Genomic DNA, 15,631 nt, shown 5'->3' with positions numbered 1-15,631 from the left:
CCATGCAACACCTCGACCTCATCGTCGTGCGCAAGGCCCTCGAGTGGTCCAGGGCCGGCCAGCGTGTCTGGCTCTGTACCGTGCTTTCCACCTACGGCTCGGCGCCCCGTGCGCCGGGCTCGCTGCTGGCCGCCAACGAGGCGGGGCAGTGGGTGGGGTCGTTGTCCGGTGGTTGCGTCGAGGATGACTTCCTCGAACGTGTCGCCGAAGGCGCATTCCCCGAGCCGCTGGCGCTGGTGCGCTACGGCGACGGCAGCGATGAGCGTTCGAAGATCAGCCTGCCCTGCGGCGGGGTGCTGGACGTGCTGGTGGAGAACCTGCCGGCCGATTGCGAGGTGCAGGCGCACCTGCGCGAGCTGGAAAGCGCCCTGGCCGGCCAGCGCCGGCTGCTGCGGGAGATCCGCATCGACGGCGGCAGCCGTGCCCTGCTGGAGGACCGCGAGCAGGGCGCCCGGGTGGAGCGTAACGAACAGGTGATCCGCCTGCGCGTCGGTGCTGCCCAGCGCCTACTGCTGGCGGGCTATTCCTCGGTGGCCCAGGTGTGCGCCGAATTCGCCCAGCCGCTGGGCTTCGAGGTGGTGCTCTGCGACCCCCGCGAGGAGGTGCTCGAGGGCGTCGAGCTGCCGGGCGTCGAGGTGCGCCGCGAGCTGCCCTCCGAAGTGATCCGCAACGGTGGTTGCCACGCCGACACCGCCGTGGTGGCCCTGACCCACGACCCGCGCATCGACGACCTGGCGATGATCGAGGCGGTGCGCACCGAAGCCTTCTACATCGGCGTGATGGGCTCGATGGCCACCAGCACCAAGCGCCGGGAGCGCCTGCGTCGCGTGGGCGGCCTGAGCGAAACCGAGATCGACCGCATCATCGCCCCCATCGGCCTGAACCTGGGCAGCAAGACCCCGGCGGAGATCGCCCTGGCGGTGCTTGCCGACATCCTGCGGGTGCGCAATGCGATACCGCGCGAGCGGGTTTGATTCCCTGGACGGAACGCTGGGGAAACCCTGTAGGAGCGAATTCATTCGCGATGGCAGCCGACAGGCTGCCGCTCTGTATTGGGACCGCTGCGCGGTCCTTTCGCGAATGAATTCGCTCCCACCCATTCTTTGATGCCCCAGGAGTTGTCATGCCCCCCGTCATCGCCCTGATCCTCGCCGCTGGCCGTGGCACACGCTTCGGCAGCGACAAGCGTCAGGCGCGCCTGGCCGATGGCCGCACCCTGCTGGCGGCCAGCGTGGCGCGGGCGCGGGCGGTGTTCGATGAGGTGCATGTGGTGCTGCGCCCGGAGGACGACCCGGCGGCGTTGGGCCTGCCCGACGATTGCCCGGTGATCCGCTGCGCGGACGCCGACCTGGGCATGGGCCACAGCCTGGCGGCGGGCGTGCGCGGGTTATCCACAGCCCGGGGCAGGGCCGTGGCGGTGATGCTGGGGGACATGCCCTGGCTGGCCGAGGCGACGCTGCGCCAGTTGGTGGCCCAGGCCGATGCGCAGCACATCCTGTTCCCGTTGCACCACGGCCTGCGCGGCCACCCGGTGATCTTCGGGCGCGATTTCTGGCCCGAGCTGCAACACCTCCAGGGCGACGAAGGCGCCCGTTCCGTGCTCGCTGTCCACCGCGAGGCCTGGCGGGTATTGGAGGTGGACGACCCCGGCGTGGTGCTGGACGTGGACACGCCCCAGGCCCTTGATTCGGGGCACGCGCCACGGCCGTAGGCGTGCACCGGCTTCCGGGGGTGTAGGGTGGATGACGCTTCATCCATCCACCAGGTGGGTTACGGGCTGTTCAGGACTGTCCAGTGACCTTGTAGCGGGGCCCCGCTCCGGCTCCGTGTTTGTCCAGGGTTATCCACTCGCTGCGGCAACCTGCCGCGTGGCAATCGACCACAGCATTTTTCTTCAAGCGAAGCGCTACTCTTTAGCTGCTGATTGATCTGCGTCAATGCCCGACCTTTGGGTTTGCGCTTGCGGCCGATTGGGCCGCCATCTCCCTGAAACTCCACATAAAAAGAACGAATTCCCATGAGCAGCGCTCCAATTGCCGGAGTGACCTGCCCAGGGCCGTGCCCGTGAAACCAGCTATGAGGACGCCGTAATGTTCGGATTGGAGGCTCTTGATCTCGCCCGAATCCAGTTCGCCTTCACCATTTCCTTCCACATCATCTTTCCGGCCATCACCATTGGCCTGGCGAGTTACCTGGCGGTATTGGAAGGCTTGTGGCTGAAGACCAACCGGGAGGTCTATCGCGACCTCTATCACTTCTGGTCGAAGATTTTCGCCGTCAACTTCGGCATGGGCGTGGTGTCCGGCCTGGTGATGGCCTATCAGTTCGGCACCAACTGGAGCGCCTTCTCCGACTTCGCCGGCTCGGTTACCGGGCCGCTGCTGACCTACGAGGTGCTCACCGCATTCTTCCTCGAGGCCGGCTTCCTCGGCGTGATGCTGTTCGGCTGGAACCGCGTCGGGCCGGGCCTGCACTTCTTCTCCACGGTGATGGTGGCCATCGGCACGCTGATCTCCACCTTCTGGATCCTCGCCTCCAACAGCTGGATGCAGACGCCCCAGGGCTTCGAGATCATCGATGGCCGGGTGATCCCCACCGACTGGTTCGCGGTGATCTTCAACCCGTCCTTCCCCTATCGCCTGGCGCACATGGCCACCGCGGCCTTCCTCGCCACGGCCTTCTTCGTCGGCTCCTCGGCGGCCTGGCACCTGCTGCGCGGGCGTGACAACCCGGCGATCCGCCAGATGCTCTCCATGGCCATGTGGATGGCCCTGCTGGTGGCGCCGATCCAGGCGTTCATCGGTGACCTGCACGGCCTCAACACCCTCAAGCACCAGCCGGCGAAGATCGCCGCGATGGAAGGGCACTGGGACAACAGCAGTGGCGAGGCGACCCCGCTGATCCTCTTCGGCTGGCCGGACATGGAGCGCGAGGAAACCCGCTTCAAGGTGGAGATTCCCTACCTCGGCAGCCTGATCCTCACCCACAGCCTGGACAAGCAGGTGCCGGCGCTGAAGGACTTCCCCAAGGAAGACCGGCCCAACTCCACCATCGTCTTCTGGTCGTTCCGCATCATGGTCGCCCTCGGCCTGCTGATGATCCTGGCCGGCGTCTGGAGCCTGTGGCTGCGCTGGCGCGGCGGGCTGTTCAGCTCGCGGCCGTTCCTCTACCTGTGCCTGTGGATGGGCCCGTCCGGGTTGATCGCCATCCTCGCCGGCTGGTTCACCACCGAGATCGGCCGCCAGCCCTGGGTCGTGTACGGGCTGATGCGCACCGCCGACGCCTCGTCGAACCACAGCTTCGCGCAGATGAGCCTCACCCTGATCATGTTCGTGGTGGTGTACTTCGCCGTGTTCGGCGCCGGCTTCAGCTACCTGCTGCGCCTGGTGCGCAAAGGGCCGAAGACCGACGAAGGCAAGGAGCAGGGCATCGGTGGCCCTGGCCAGAAACGCACGCCGGCACGGCCGATCTCGGCCGCCGACGAGAACATGGACGACGATGACGCCAGTGGCGACGACCTGGGCGCGAGGAATTGAACATGGGCATCGACCTTTCTCTGATCTGGGCAATCATCATCGTCTTCGGCGTGATGATGTACGTGGTGATGGACGGCTTCGACCTGGGCATCGGCATCCTCTTCCCCTTCGTCAAGGACGACTCCGAGCGCGACGTGATGATGAACACCGTCGCGCCGGTGTGGGACGGTAACGAGACCTGGCTGGTGCTGGGCGGGGCGGGGCTGTTCGCGGCCTTCCCGCTGGCCTACTCGGTGGTGCTCAGCGCCCTCTACCTGCCGCTGATGTTCATGCTCATCGGCCTGGTGTTCCGGGGCGTGGCCTTCGAGTTCCGCTTCAAGGCCAAGGAGCACAAGCGCCACATCTGGGACAAGGCCTTCATCGGCGGCTCCCTGGCGGCGACCTTCTTCCAGGGCGTGGCCCTGGGGGCCTTCATCGAAGGCATCCCGGTGGAGAACCGCCAGTTCGCCGGCGGTGGCCTGGACTGGCTGGCGCCCTTCCCGATCTTCAGTGGCCTGGGGCTGGTGGCGGCCTATGCGCTGCTCGGCTGCACCTGGCTGATCATGAAGACCGAAGGCCGCCTGCAGGAGCAGATGCACGACATGGCCCGCCCGCTGGCCCTGGTGCTGCTGGCGGTGATCGGCATCGTCAGCATCTGGACGCCGCTGTCCCATGGCGAGATCGCCCAGCGCTGGTTCAGCCTGCCCAACCTGTTCTGGTTCTTGCCGGTGCCGCTGCTGGTGCTGGTGACCTTCTTCTACCTGCTGCGCTCGGTGGCGAACTACGACAACATCAAGCCCTTCGTGCTGACCCTGATCCTCATCTTCCTCGGCTACAGCGGCCTGGGCATCAGCCTGTGGCCGAACATCGTGCCGGGCTCGCTGAGCATCTGGCAGGCCGCCGCGCCGCCGCAAAGCCAGGGCTTCGCGCTGGTGGGGGCGCTGTTCATCATCCCCTTCATCCTCGTGTACACCGCCTGGAGCTACTACGTGTTCCGCGGCAAGGTCACCCCGGACCAGGGCTACCACTAGTGGACAGGAGAGCGACCATGGCTGTGGATAACCCCGAGAAGAAGCCCCTGTGGCAACGCCTGGGCTGGCTGCTGGCGATCTGGACCGGCAGCGTCCTGGCGCTGGGCGCCGTGTCCTACCTGCTGCGGCTGTTCATGAATGCGGCGGGGCTGAGCACGCCCTGAGCCGGGACAAGATGCCGGCTCGGCTCCGATGGTGGACCCGCGATCCTTATGACGGCGATGTCGGGTTGCATCCGACCTACGGTTGAGCGACTCCCTGCGGTACCAGGGAGCGCGGGACGGTAGGGTGGATGTCGCTTTTTACATCCACCAGCGATGCCCGGTYTGGCTCCGMTGGTGGACCGRTGAAGCGGGGTCCAMCCTACGCGACGGTCGGCTCGTGCAGGGCGGGTGGAACCCGTGAATCCCTGTGACGGTGATGTCGGGTTGCACCCGACCTACGGTTAAGCGACTCCCCGCGGTACCAGGGAGCGCAGGACGGTAGGGTGGATGTCGCTTTTTACATCCACCGGCGGCGCCCGGCCCGGCTCCGATGGTGGACCGGTGAGGCGGGGTCCACCCCACGCGACGGTCGGCTCGTGCAATGCGGGTGAAACCCGCGAATCCCTGTGACGGCGATATCGGGTTGCACCCGACCTACATCGGCGCCCGATTGAATCGCGCCCCTACTTGGAGGCCTTTAGGATCACGAACTTGGGCGTGGCGGCGACCTGCTCGACGCCGCGGTACAGGCGCTTGAGCTTGGCGTGGTAGCCCAGGTGGCGGTTGCCGACTATCCACAGCTCCCCGCCGGTGACCAGCGCATCGCGCGCCTGCACGAACATGCGCCAGGCGAGGAAGTCGCCCACCACCTGCTGCTGGTGGAAGGGCGGGTTGCACAGCACCAGGTCCAGGGAATCCGCCGGCTGCTCGGCCAGGCCATCGCCGGGACGCACCTCCACCGCGCGCTCGCCCAGGGCCGTGCGCCAGTTATCCACAGCCGATTGCACCGCCATGTAGGACTCGTCCACCAGGGTCAGCTGCGCCGCCGGGTTGGCCAGGGCGTAGGCGATGCCGAGCACGCCGTTGCCGCAGCCCAGGTCGGCCACGCGGGTGGCGTCCAGGCGCTTGGGCAGGTGCGGGAGGAAGGCGCGGGTGCCGATGTCCAGGCCCTCGCGGCAGAACACGTTGGCGTGGTTGAGCAGCTCGATGCGCGGCTTTTCCAGCAGGTAGCGGGTGGGGTAGGGCGAGCTGACGCGCGGTCGGTCCGCCTGTGTGGCCACCAGCAGGCGGGCCTTTTTCACTGCCAGCGAGGCTTGCATCGGGCCGATGTATTTCTCCAGCAGGTCGCCGGCGGCGTGGGGCAGGTGCTTGACCATGCCCGCGGCCACCACTGTGGCGCCGGGCGCCAGCTGGCCTTGCAGGCGGATCAGCTGTTCTTCCAGCAGGGCCAGGGTCTTGGGCACGCGGATCAGCACCCGGTCGAATGGCCCCTCGACCATTTCACTGGCCGGCACGAAGCGCAGCGCGTCGGCGGCCAGGCCGTTACGCGCCAGGTTGCGCTGCAGGCCGAGGAAGCCCAGGTGCGAGTCGCCGCTGCTGGTGACCTGAACGTGCGGCGCGAGGCTGGTGGCCAGGGCGCCGAAGCTGTCGTTGAGCACCAGCACCCGGGTGGCGGCGTCGGGCGCCTGCTCATGCAGGTGGCCGAGCAGGTACTCGTCGGCGGCGTCGAAGGCCTGCAGCGGGTCGTTCGGCTGGTCGGGAACGCGGACCAGGTCGAGCTGGCCGAAAGGGGTGAGCAGTTGGGGCATCGGGAACTCTGGAAAGGGCTGAAGGCGGAGATTGTGCTGGAAGTGAGAGCTGGTTGGGATTAGCGGTGCTTGTTTATTGATCAGTTTTGCCTAAGAATCCGCGCCTCTGATTTCGGACCGCCATCCCATGGCGATTCTCTGCGCCGGAACAGCTCCAATAATAACCAGGCATCTGGCATTTCTCTGCCCTGAACGACCTGGTACGCCGTAAAAAACGGTGCGTACCCGCTGGTTGGGAGCGGGCGTTCCACCGAAAAAAACCTTATTCCAGACGGAGCCGACGCGCATGGCGCGGGCTTCGCCGTTGCCATTTGCACAGGTGCATACATGTACAAGTCTCTGTTCGGGGCGCTCTTCGCTTCGCTCATGGTCCTTTCCAGCTCCGCGCTGGCCGAGGAGCCGATCCTCATCAAGTTCTCCCACGTGGTGGCCGAGGACACGCCCAAGGGCAAGGGCGCGCTGCTGTTCAAGAAGCTGGTGGAAGAACGCCTGCCGGGCAAGGTGAAGGTCGAGGTCTACCCGAACTCCAGCCTCTTCGGTGACGCCGACGAGATCCAGGCCCTGCAGAAGGGCGAGGTGCAGATGCTGGCGCCCTCGCTGTCCAAGTTCGAGGCCTATACCAAGCAGTTGCAGGTGTTCGACCTGCCCTTCCTGTTCGATGACCTCGAAGCCGTGAAGCGCTTCCAGAAGCGCGACAAGAGCCGCGAGCTGCTGCGCTCGATGTCCAAGCAGGGCATCTATGGCCTGGGCTACTGGAACAACGGCATGAAGGAGCTGACCTCCAGCCGCGAGCTGCGCAAGCCCGAAGACGCCAAGGGCCTGGCCTTCCGTATCCAGCCGTCCTCCGTGCTCGACGCACAGTTCGGCCTGCTCGGCGCCAAGACCGTGAAGATGCCCTTCGCCGACGCCTTCAAGGCCCTGCAGGCGGGCACCATCCAGGGCACCGAAGGCCCCTGGTCGAACATCGCCAGCCAGAAGATCGACACCGTCCAGCCCTATGTCATCGAGACCAACCACGGTTCGCTGAACTACATGCTGATCACCAACCACAAGTTCTGGATCAGCATCCCGTACCAGACCCGCACCGAGCTGGAAGCCATCATCGAAGAGGTCACCTTCGCGGTGAACAAGGACGCCGAGGCGATGAATCAGAAGGACCGCGAGCGCGTCATCGCCGCCGGCAAGGCCAAGGTGATCACCCTCACCCCCGAGGAGCGTGACGCCTGGCGCCAGGCCCTGATGCCGCTGTGGAAAACCTACGAAGCGGAGATCGGTGCCGACGTGCTGCGCGCCGCCCAGACCGTCAACCGCAAGCACTGATCGGCCTATAGCCACAACGCGCGCGGGTGTTTCCCGCGCGCGCTTTGCGGGACACTGGCGGGGTTCCAGCGACAGGAGCCCGCAATGAGCGCCAGCGAAGAGAAGTTCACCCGCCAGACCCTGCTCGACGTCCAGACCCTGACGCCGAGCCTGTTCACCCTGCGCACCACCCGTGACCCCGGCTTCCGCTTCCGCGCCGGTCAGTTCGCCCGCCTGGGCGTGACCAAGGCCGATGGCAGCACCGTGTGGCGCGCCTATTCCATGGTGTCTGCACCCCATGACGAGCACCTGGAGTTCTTCTCCATCGTGGTGCCCGGCGGCGAGTTCACCAGCGAGCTGAGCCGCCTCGCCGAGGGCGACACCCTGCTGATCGACAAGCAGGCCTTCGGCTTCCTCACCCTCGACCGCTTCATCGACGGCCGTGACCTCTGGCTGCTGGCCACCGGCACCGGTGTCGCGCCCTTCCTGTCGATCCTCCAGGACCTGGAAGTGTGGCAGCGCTTCGAGCGCATCCTGCTGGTGTACAGCGCACGGCACGAAAGCGAGCTGGCCTACCAGCCGTTGATCGCCGGGCTCAAGGAGCTGGAGCACCTGGAAGGCGTCGCCGACAAGCTGACCTACATCCCCGTGGTCACCCGCGAGCAGGTACCGGGTGCGCTGAACGGGCGCATCACCACGCTGATCGAGAACGGTGAGCTGGAGCGTGCCGCCGGCCTGGCGCTGACTCCCGAGCATTCGCGGGTGATGCTCTGCGGCAACCCGCAGATGATCGAAGACACCCGCGCCGTGCTGAAGGCCCGCGACATGAACCTGGCCCTGACCCGCAAGCCCGGGCAGGTGGCGGTGGAGAATTATTGGTAGAAGACGTTGGCCCAGCGAGCCTTTGTCTCTTTCGTAGGATGGGTAGAGCGAAGCGAAACCCATCGATGCGAGGTATGGCAGGGCTTCGTGCGGGGCTGTCAGCATGGGTTTCGCACGGCTCTACCCATCCTACGACACAGGGTTTCGCACGGCTCGCGGGCCATTCACATCTCCACATCCCCTCGATTCGCACAGCCGCCATCGCAACGGCCGGGGCAGCTGCAGCCGGTGCTGCTGCGCCCGGTGGCGCGTTCCATGCGCCGGGCCACGGGGTCGTCGTCGGCGAAGGGCAACATGGTGGCTTCGTCGATCTGCCGCTGGCTCTTGCCACCCAGGCTGAACTGGGTGGCGACGTAGAAGAACACCAGGGTGCCCAGGGACAGCAGGCCGTAGAAGGTATCCGTGTCCATGCCCGTCTCCTCAGGTCGTGGCGCCGAGCGCGTGCCGTTCGGCCTGGGGCGCCTTCAGGGTGCGCCAGGTGTTGTAGGCCATCAGCAGCATGCCGCTGAGGAAGAACACCCCGCCGATGAAGCGCACCAGGAAGCCCGAGTGGCTGGCCTCCAGGGATTCGACGAAGGAGTAGGTGAGGGTGCCGTCGTCGTTGATGGCGCGCCACATCAGGCCCTGGGTGATGCCGTTGACCCACATCGAGGCGATGTAGAGCACGGTGCCGATGGTGGCCAGCCAGAAGTGCGTATTGATCAGGCCGACGCTGTACATGCGCTCGCGACCGAAGATCTTCGGGATCAGGTGGTAGAGCGAGCCGAAGGTGATCATCGCCACCCAGCCGAGGGCGCCGGCGTGCACGTGGCCGATGGTCCAGTCGGTGTAGTGGGAGAGGGCGTTGACCGTCTTGATCGCCATCATCGGCCCCTCGAAGGTGGACATGCCGTAGAAGGCCAGCGAGACGATGAGGAAGCGCAGGATCGGGTCGTCGCGCAACTTATGCCAGGCACCGGAGAGGGTCATCATGCCGTTGATCATGCCGCCCCAGCTGGGCGCCAGGAGGATGATCGACATCGCCATGCCCAGGCTCTGGGCCCAGTCCGGCAGGGCGGTGTAGTGCAGGTGGTGCGGGCCGGCCCAGATGTACAGGGTGATCAGCGCCCAGAAGTGAACGATGGACAGGCGGTAGGAGTAGACCGGGCGCCCGGCCTGTTTGGGGATGAAGTAATACATCATCCCGAGGAAGCCGGTGGTGAGGAAGAAGCCCACCGCGTTGTGCCCGTACCACCACTGCACCATGGCATCGGTGGCGCCACTGTACAGCGGGTAGGACTTGAACCAGCTCACCGGGATGGCCATGTGGTTGACCACGTGGAGCATGGTGGTGACCAGGATGAAGGCGCCGAAGAACCAGTTGCCCACATAGATGTGCGGGGTGCTGCGCTTCATCACCGTGCCGAAGAACACCACCGCGTAGGCGACCCAGACGATGCCCATCCACACGGCGCCGGTGAATTCCAACTCGGCGTATTCCTTGGTGGTGGTCAGGCCCTGGGGCAGGGTGACCAGCAGGCAGACGATCAGCGCCTGCCAGCCCCAGAAGGTGAAGGCCGCCAGGCCGTCGCCGAACAGTCGCGCCTGGCAGGTGCGCTGCACGGTGTAGTAGCTGGTGGCGAACAGCGCGCTGCCGCCGAAGGCGAAGATCACCAGGTTGGTGTGCAGCGGGCGCAGGCGGCCGAAGCTGGTCCAGGGCAGGTCGAGATTGAGTTGCGGCCAGACCAGCTGGGCGGCGATGAACACGCCCAGGCCCATGCCGACCACGCCCCAGACGACGGTCATGATCGCGAACTGACGAACCACCCGGTAGTTGTAGGTGGGCTCCTGTGTTGCAGTGCTCATGGCGAAACCTTTCGATTGCAAGGAAGGGGGTGCCAGTACGGGGGCTGGCAGGGTCGTCACTCTAGGAAGGCGAGCCAAAACAAAACAGGCTCAGATCATTGAGGTTTTTGGGTATCAGATCAGGGCCGATCGGATGGCTGACAGATGGAGCAAGGCCGCCAGGCGATGCTCATCTGATCCGGTTTTAGATCGCGCATCTGCGGCTGTTTCTGCTCCGCGGGTCCGCCCATAGTTGCACCTCGTTGTTCCGCCCCCGGTGCAGGGGCGGATGCCTGACCCGAGGAGCCTTGCATGTATCGATACGACGACTACGACCACGCGCTCGTGCGTGAGCGCGTGGCGCAGTTCCGCGACCAGGTGGCGCGGCGCATGAGCGATGAGCTGAGCGAGGAGGAGTTCCTCCCGCTACGCCTGCAGAACGGCCTGTACATGCAGAAGCACGCCTACATGCTGCGCGTGGCCATCCCCTACGGCACCCTGGCGTCGGGCCAGCTGCGCACCCTGGCCGGCATCGCCCGCGACCACGACCGCGGCTACGGCCACTTCACCACGCGGCAGAACATCCAGTTCAACTGGATCGAACTGGCCGAGGTGCCGGACATCCTCGAACGCCTGGCGGAAGTGGAGATGCACGCCATCCAGACCTCCGGCAACTGCGTGCGCAACATCACCACCGAAGCCTTCGCCGGGGTGGCCGCCGACGAGCTGCTGGACCCGCGCCCGCTGGCGGAAATCCTCCGCCAGTGGTCGACCATCAACCCCGAATTCCTCTTCCTGCCGCGCAAGTTCAAGATCGCCATCTCCGCTTCGGGGGAAGACCGCGCGGCCATCCAGATGCACGACATCGGCCTCTACCTGTACCGCGACGCGGCGGGCGAGATGTGCCTGCGGGTGCTGGTGGGGGGCGGCCTGGGGCGCACGCCGATCCTCGGTCTGCAGATCCGTGACGGCCTGCCCTGGCAGCACCTGCTGTCGTACGTCGAGGCCATCCTGCGGGTGTACAACCGCCACGGCCGGCGCGACAACAAGTACAAGGCGCGGATCAAGATCCTGGTCAAGGCGCTGGGTATCGAGGCCTTCTCCCGCGAAGTGGAGGCCGAGTGGCAGCACCTGCGCGACGGCCCGGCCCAGCTCACCGCCGATGAGTACCAGCGGGTGGCCGCGGCCTTCGATGCGCCGGTGTACGAAACCCTCGACGACGTCGACCTGAATTTCGGCAGCCAGCTGGCCAGCGACCCGGCCTTCGCCCGTTGGTGCTTGCGCAACCTGCAGCCGCACAAGGTGCCCGGTTATGCCGCCGTGGTGCTCTCCACCAAGCCCGGGGTCGACGCGCCGCCGGGTGACGTCACCGCCGCGCAGATGGAGGCCGTGGCCGACTGGGCAGACGCGTTCGGCTTCGGCGAGATACGCATCGCCCATGAACAGAACCTGGTGCTGCCCGATGTGCGCAAGCGCGACCTGCACGCGCTCTGGTCGCGGGCGGTGGCCGTTGGCCTGGCCACGCCGAACATCGGCCTGCTGACCGACATCATCGCCTGCCCTGGCGGCGACTACTGCGCCCTGGCCAACGCCAAGTCGATCCCCATCGCCCAGGCCATCCAGCAGCGTTTCGAAGACCTCGACTACCTGCACGACCTGGGCGAGCTGAGCCTGAACATCTCCGGCTGCATGAACGCCTGTGGCCACCACCACATCGGCAACATCGGCATCCTCGGTGTGGATAAGGGCGGCAGCGAGTGGTACCAGATCACCCTCGGCGGCGCCCAGGGCATGGCCGCCGCGCTGGGCAAGGTGATCGGCCCCTCGTTCAGCGCCGCCGAAGTCCCGGAGGTGATCGAGCGCATCGTCGCCACCTATGTGGATTACCGCGAGCTGGAGGAGCGCTTCGTCGACACCGTCGGGCGCATCGGCATCGAGCCTTTCAAGGAACGGGTCTACGTGCGTGAGCAGGTGCCGGCATGAACAACCTCATCCGCCTGCTCGACGATGAACCGCAGCTGATCGCGGACGACCCCTGGACCCTGGTGCGCGAGGCGGGCGAGGCGCTGCCCGACGGGCGGCTGATCCTGCCGCTGGCCCTGTGGCGCGAGCGTGATGGCCGGGACGGCCTGCTGCTGCAACCGGACGACGAGGTGGAGGCACTGGGGCCGCTGCTGACCGATGCGCTGCCGCTGATCGCCGTGGACTTCCCCAGCTTCCGCGACGGCCGCGGCTACAGCCAGGCCTACCTGCTGCGCAGCCGCCTGGGCTGGCACGGCGAGCTGCGTGCGGTGGGCGATGTGCTGCGCGACCAGCTCTCGCACATGCGCCAGTGCGGCTTCGATGCCTTTGCCGTGCGTGAGGACAAATCCGTCGTCGACGCGCTTAAGGGGCTGGCCGGGGTCAGCGTGCTCTATGGGCGTTCGGTGATCGAGCCGCGGCCCCTGTTCCGGCGGCGCTAAGCAAGGTCGTACACGATTAGTAAAAATTCCACGATTAAACGGCGTGCATTCATGTCCTAGGATGCACGTCCGTTTTTTTGATCCGGAACCCAATGGACAGCGACAGTTGTAAACCACCCCCGAGTACCCAGGGCGTGGCCCCTTCCTCCCCCGGCGCCAGCGCGCGCCCGACCCGAGCGTGGCAGCGTGCCGCGCGATCTTCCCGCATGCCGAACCGCCTGCCGCGCCCCGTTAGCGCCGATGCAGCCTTCGCGCGTGCCCGTCTTTCGCCCGGGAGTGCCTGAGCATGGAATGGATAGCCGACCCCACCGCCTGGCTGGGCCTGCTGACGCTGATCGTGCTGGAGATCGTCCTCGGCATCGACAACCTGGTGTTCATCGCCATCCTCGCCGACAAGCTGCCCCCCGAGCAGCGTGACCGCGCACGCCTGATCGGCCTGTCGCTGGCGTTGATCATGCGCCTGGGCCTGCTGGCCAGCATCTCCTGGCTGGTGACCCTGACCGAACCGCTGTTCGAGGTGTTCGGCCAGGCCTTCTCCGGCCGTGACCTGATCATGCTGTTCGGCGGTGTGTTCCTGTTGTTCAAGGCCACCATGGAGTTGCACGAGCGCATCGAGGGCCATACCCACCACCAGGGCGGCAGCCGCACCTACGCCATGTTCTGGCCGGTGGTGGCGCAGATCGTCGTGCTCGACGCGGTGTTCTCCCTGGACGCGGTGATCACCGCCGTCGGCATGGTCGAGCACCTGGAAGTGATGATGATCGCCGTGATCATCTCCATCGGCCTGATGATCGTCGCCAGCAAGCCGCTGACCGCCTTCGTCAACGCCCACCCCACGGTGATCATGCTGTGCCTGGGCTTCCTGATGATGATCGGCTTCAGCCTCACCGCCGAAGGCCTGGGTTTCCACATTCCCAAGGGCTACCTGTATGCGGCCATCGGTTTCTCGATCCTCATCGAGATGGCCAACCAGACGGTGCGCTGGCGACGCAAGCGCAAGCTGCAGGGCAGCCGTGGCCTGCGTGAGCGCACCGCCCATGCGGTGCTGCGCCTGCTCGGCGGCCGTGGCGTGGATGCCGGCGAAGTGGGCGATGACATCGCCGACATGCTCAAGGACGGCGAGGGCGACACCGCGGTGTTCGACCGCCGCGAGCGGGTGATGATCAGCGGCGTGCTGCACCTAGCCGAGCGCTCGATCCGCACCGTGATGACCGACCGCGCACGGGTCAACCGCATCGACCTGGGCGAGACCCGCGAGCAGATCCACCAGGCCCTGCTGCAGGCGCCCCACTCGCGCCTGGTGGTGATCCGCGATGGCGCGGTGGACGAGCCCCTGGGCTACCTGCACAAGAAGGAGCTGTTCAAGGAACTGCTGCGCGGCGAGGAGCCGGACCTGGAATCCCTGCTGCGCGCGCCGGTCAACCTGCCCGAGAGCGTGTCGGTGCTGGGGGCCCTGGAGCAGATGCGCGAGGCCTCCACCCACATCGCCTTCGTGGTCAACGAGTTTGGCGGCTTCGAGGGCCTGGTGACCATGACCGACATCCTCGAGTCCATCGCCGGCCAGTTGCCCGACGCCAGCGAAAGCGAAGGCCCGGACATCGAGCCGAGTGCGGGGGGCTACAAGGTCAGCGGTGCGGTGAACCTCGCCGTGTTGCGTGAGCGCCTGGGCTTCCGCGCCCGTCCCACGGACGACTACCAGACCCTGGCGGGCCTGGCCATGAGCCTGCTGGACCGCCTGCCCATGGTGGGCGACCGCCTCGAGGTGGAAGGCTGGGAACTGCAGGTGACCGAGGTGCGCGAGCGCCGGGTCAACCGCCTGCTGCTGAGGCCGGTCGACGAGACGGGCTGAGCCTGAAACGAAAACGGCGCCGCGAGGCGCCGTTTTCATTGGCGGGGGGCAGGGCCGGGGCGTGTGTAGGTCGGGTGCAACCCGACGATGCGGAGTGCCAGGAGCTCGCGGGTTTCACCCGCCCTACGGAGGCATGAAACAAGAACGGCGCCCGTGGGCGCCGTTCTTCATCGCTGCAATCCGCTCAGGGTTGCTGCTTGTCCTGCTGCTGCGATTTGAGCAGGTCGCGGATTTCGGTCAGCAGCACTTCCTCCGGGGTAGGGACCGGCGGGGCGGAGGGGGCTACGGCTTCTTCGCGCTTGAGTTTGTTGATGGCCTTCACGCCCATGAAGATGGCGAAGGCGACGATGACGAAGTCGAGCACCGTCTGGATGAACTTGCCGTAGCTCAGCACCACCGCCGGGATATCGCCCTGGGCGGCCTTGAGGGTGATGGCCAGGTCAGTGAAGTCGACGCCGCCGATCAGCAGGCCGATGGGGGGCATGACCACGTCGCCGACGAAGGACGAGACGATCTTGCCGAAGGCCGCGCCGACGATGATGCCCACCGCCATGTCGACCACGTTGCCTTTCACCGCGAAGGCTTTGAATTCGTTCAATAGGCTCATGTACCGCTCCCCTGGGTCTGGTTATGGGCTGAAAGTGTAACCGAGTGTTCTGACCCTGCCATCTCAGCGATGTTGCGGTTCCATGTGCCGGTACAGGCTGCAGAAATCGGCATGGACGCGGCTGTCCACCGGTTTTTCCACCCTCACGCCGGTGGCGGGGTAGCGGTTCAGCAATACCTTCGGCCGCACCGGGCGCGGGTAGAAACCGCCGCCGCAGTTGGGGCAGACGTTCTCCAGGCGCTCGGCACAGGCGGCGCAGAAGGTGCACTCGAAGGAGCAGATGCGTGCATCGGCGCTCGATGGCGGCAGGGGGCGGGAACAGGCTTCACAGCTAGGACGCAGCTCCAGCATCGGGGGTTCTCCTCGGTCA

Annotated in this window: 15 protein-coding genes; 10 read left to right on the top strand and 5 right to left on the bottom strand. The window is 66.2% G+C overall.

Annotated elements, in window-relative coordinates; translation table 11 throughout:
- The first annotated feature begins 2 nt into the window (after positions 1-2).
- The 5 genes from RTW82_RS13875 to RTW82_RS13855 all read left to right on the top strand — a co-directional run bounded on the left by RTW82_RS13875 (position 3) and on the right by RTW82_RS13855 (position 4,710).
- Complete coding sequence (locus RTW82_RS13875) at positions 3-974, top strand: XdhC family protein (protein ID WP_316925427.1); 972 nt, start codon at positions 3-5, stop codon at positions 972-974.
- Positions 975-1,123: 149 nt separating this feature from the next.
- The gene (locus tag RTW82_RS13870) at positions 1,124-1,711 is read left to right on the top strand and encodes a nucleotidyltransferase family protein (protein WP_316925426.1); all 588 of its coding nucleotides are present in this window, start codon (positions 1,124-1,126) and stop codon (positions 1,709-1,711) included.
- Between the two features lie 379 nt (positions 1,712-2,090).
- Positions 2,091-3,536 carry a cytochrome ubiquinol oxidase subunit I gene (locus RTW82_RS13865; RefSeq protein WP_316925425.1) on the top strand — a complete coding sequence of 482 codons (1,446 nt, stop codon included), beginning with the start codon at positions 2,091-2,093 and terminating at the stop codon, positions 3,534-3,536.
- A 2-nt stretch (positions 3,537-3,538) separates the two neighbouring features.
- Positions 3,539-4,546, top strand: a complete 1,008-nt coding sequence (cydB, locus tag RTW82_RS13860) for a cytochrome d ubiquinol oxidase subunit II (protein WP_184492091.1) — start codon at positions 3,539-3,541, stop codon at positions 4,544-4,546.
- A 17-nt stretch (positions 4,547-4,563) separates the two neighbouring features.
- Entirely contained in the window at positions 4,564-4,710 is a 147-nt protein-coding gene (locus tag RTW82_RS13855) for a DUF2474 domain-containing protein (RefSeq protein ID WP_021218806.1), read from the top strand.
- A 503-nt stretch (positions 4,711-5,213) separates the two neighbouring features.
- Here RTW82_RS13855 and RTW82_RS13850 read toward each other — a convergent pair.
- Positions 5,214-6,338 (bottom strand): class I SAM-dependent methyltransferase, encoded by a 1,125-nt coding sequence (locus tag RTW82_RS13850; RefSeq protein ID WP_316925424.1) that lies wholly within the window; start codon positions 6,336-6,338, stop codon positions 5,214-5,216.
- A gap of 327 nt (positions 6,339-6,665) precedes the next feature.
- Between RTW82_RS13850 and RTW82_RS13845 the strand changes: the two genes are divergently transcribed.
- Both RTW82_RS13845 and RTW82_RS13840 read left to right on the top strand, forming a co-directional pair.
- Positions 6,666-7,658 (top strand): TRAP transporter substrate-binding protein, encoded by a 993-nt coding sequence (locus RTW82_RS13845; RefSeq protein ID WP_316925423.1) that lies wholly within the window; start codon positions 6,666-6,668, stop codon positions 7,656-7,658.
- 84 nt (positions 7,659-7,742) lie between these two features.
- Positions 7,743-8,519, top strand: coding sequence for a ferredoxin--NADP reductase (locus tag RTW82_RS13840; protein WP_021218803.1), 777 nt, complete (start codon positions 7,743-7,745; stop codon positions 8,517-8,519).
- A gap of 164 nt (positions 8,520-8,683) precedes the next feature.
- Here RTW82_RS13840 and RTW82_RS13835 read toward each other — a convergent pair whose 3' ends face one another.
- Both RTW82_RS13835 and ccoN read right to left on the bottom strand, forming a co-directional pair.
- The gene (locus RTW82_RS13835) at positions 8,684-8,929 is read right to left on the bottom strand and encodes a cbb3-type cytochrome oxidase subunit 3 (RefSeq protein WP_021218802.1); all 246 of its coding nucleotides are present in this window, start codon (positions 8,927-8,929) and stop codon (positions 8,684-8,686) included.
- A 10-nt stretch (positions 8,930-8,939) separates the two neighbouring features.
- A complete protein-coding gene (gene ccoN, locus RTW82_RS13830; protein WP_316925422.1) occupies positions 8,940-10,364 on the bottom strand; it encodes a cytochrome-c oxidase, cbb3-type subunit I in 1,425 nt (474 codons plus the stop codon).
- 291 nt (positions 10,365-10,655) lie between these two features.
- Between ccoN and RTW82_RS13825 the strand changes: the two genes are divergently transcribed.
- The 3 genes from RTW82_RS13825 (at position 10,656) to RTW82_RS13815 (ending at position 14,654) form a co-directional block, all read left to right on the top strand.
- Positions 10,656-12,326 (top strand): nitrite/sulfite reductase, encoded by a 1,671-nt coding sequence (locus RTW82_RS13825; RefSeq protein WP_316925421.1) that lies wholly within the window; start codon positions 10,656-10,658, stop codon positions 12,324-12,326.
- Complete coding sequence (locus RTW82_RS13820) at positions 12,323-12,805, top strand: DUF934 domain-containing protein (RefSeq protein WP_043244491.1); 483 nt, start codon at positions 12,323-12,325, stop codon at positions 12,803-12,805. Before RTW82_RS13825 ends, RTW82_RS13820 begins: the two co-directional genes overlap by 4 nt.
- Positions 12,806-13,091: 286 nt before the next feature.
- A complete protein-coding gene (locus tag RTW82_RS13815; protein ID WP_021218798.1) occupies positions 13,092-14,654 on the top strand; it encodes a TerC family protein in 1,563 nt (520 codons plus the stop codon).
- A 184-nt stretch (positions 14,655-14,838) separates the two neighbouring features.
- Here the strand turns inward: RTW82_RS13815 and mscL are convergent, their stop codons facing one another.
- Both mscL and RTW82_RS13805 read right to left on the bottom strand, forming a co-directional pair.
- Complete coding sequence (mscL, locus tag RTW82_RS13810) at positions 14,839-15,261, bottom strand: large-conductance mechanosensitive channel protein MscL (protein ID WP_031287489.1); 423 nt, start codon at positions 15,259-15,261, stop codon at positions 14,839-14,841.
- Positions 15,262-15,324: 63 nt separating this feature from the next.
- Positions 15,325-15,612: a DUF1272 domain-containing protein gene (locus tag RTW82_RS13805; protein WP_021218796.1), complete on the bottom strand. Its 288-nt coding sequence runs from the start codon at positions 15,610-15,612 to the stop codon at positions 15,325-15,327.
- Positions 15,613-15,631: the final 19 nt, after the last annotated feature.

This window comes from Pseudomonas sp. zfem005 (assembly GCF_032621735.1).
Lineage (GTDB): Bacteria > Pseudomonadota > Gammaproteobacteria > Pseudomonadales > Pseudomonadaceae > Metapseudomonas > Metapseudomonas solani.
Note: the sequence above shows the minus strand (reverse complement) of the source record. Positions and strands in the feature narration are given on the sequence as shown.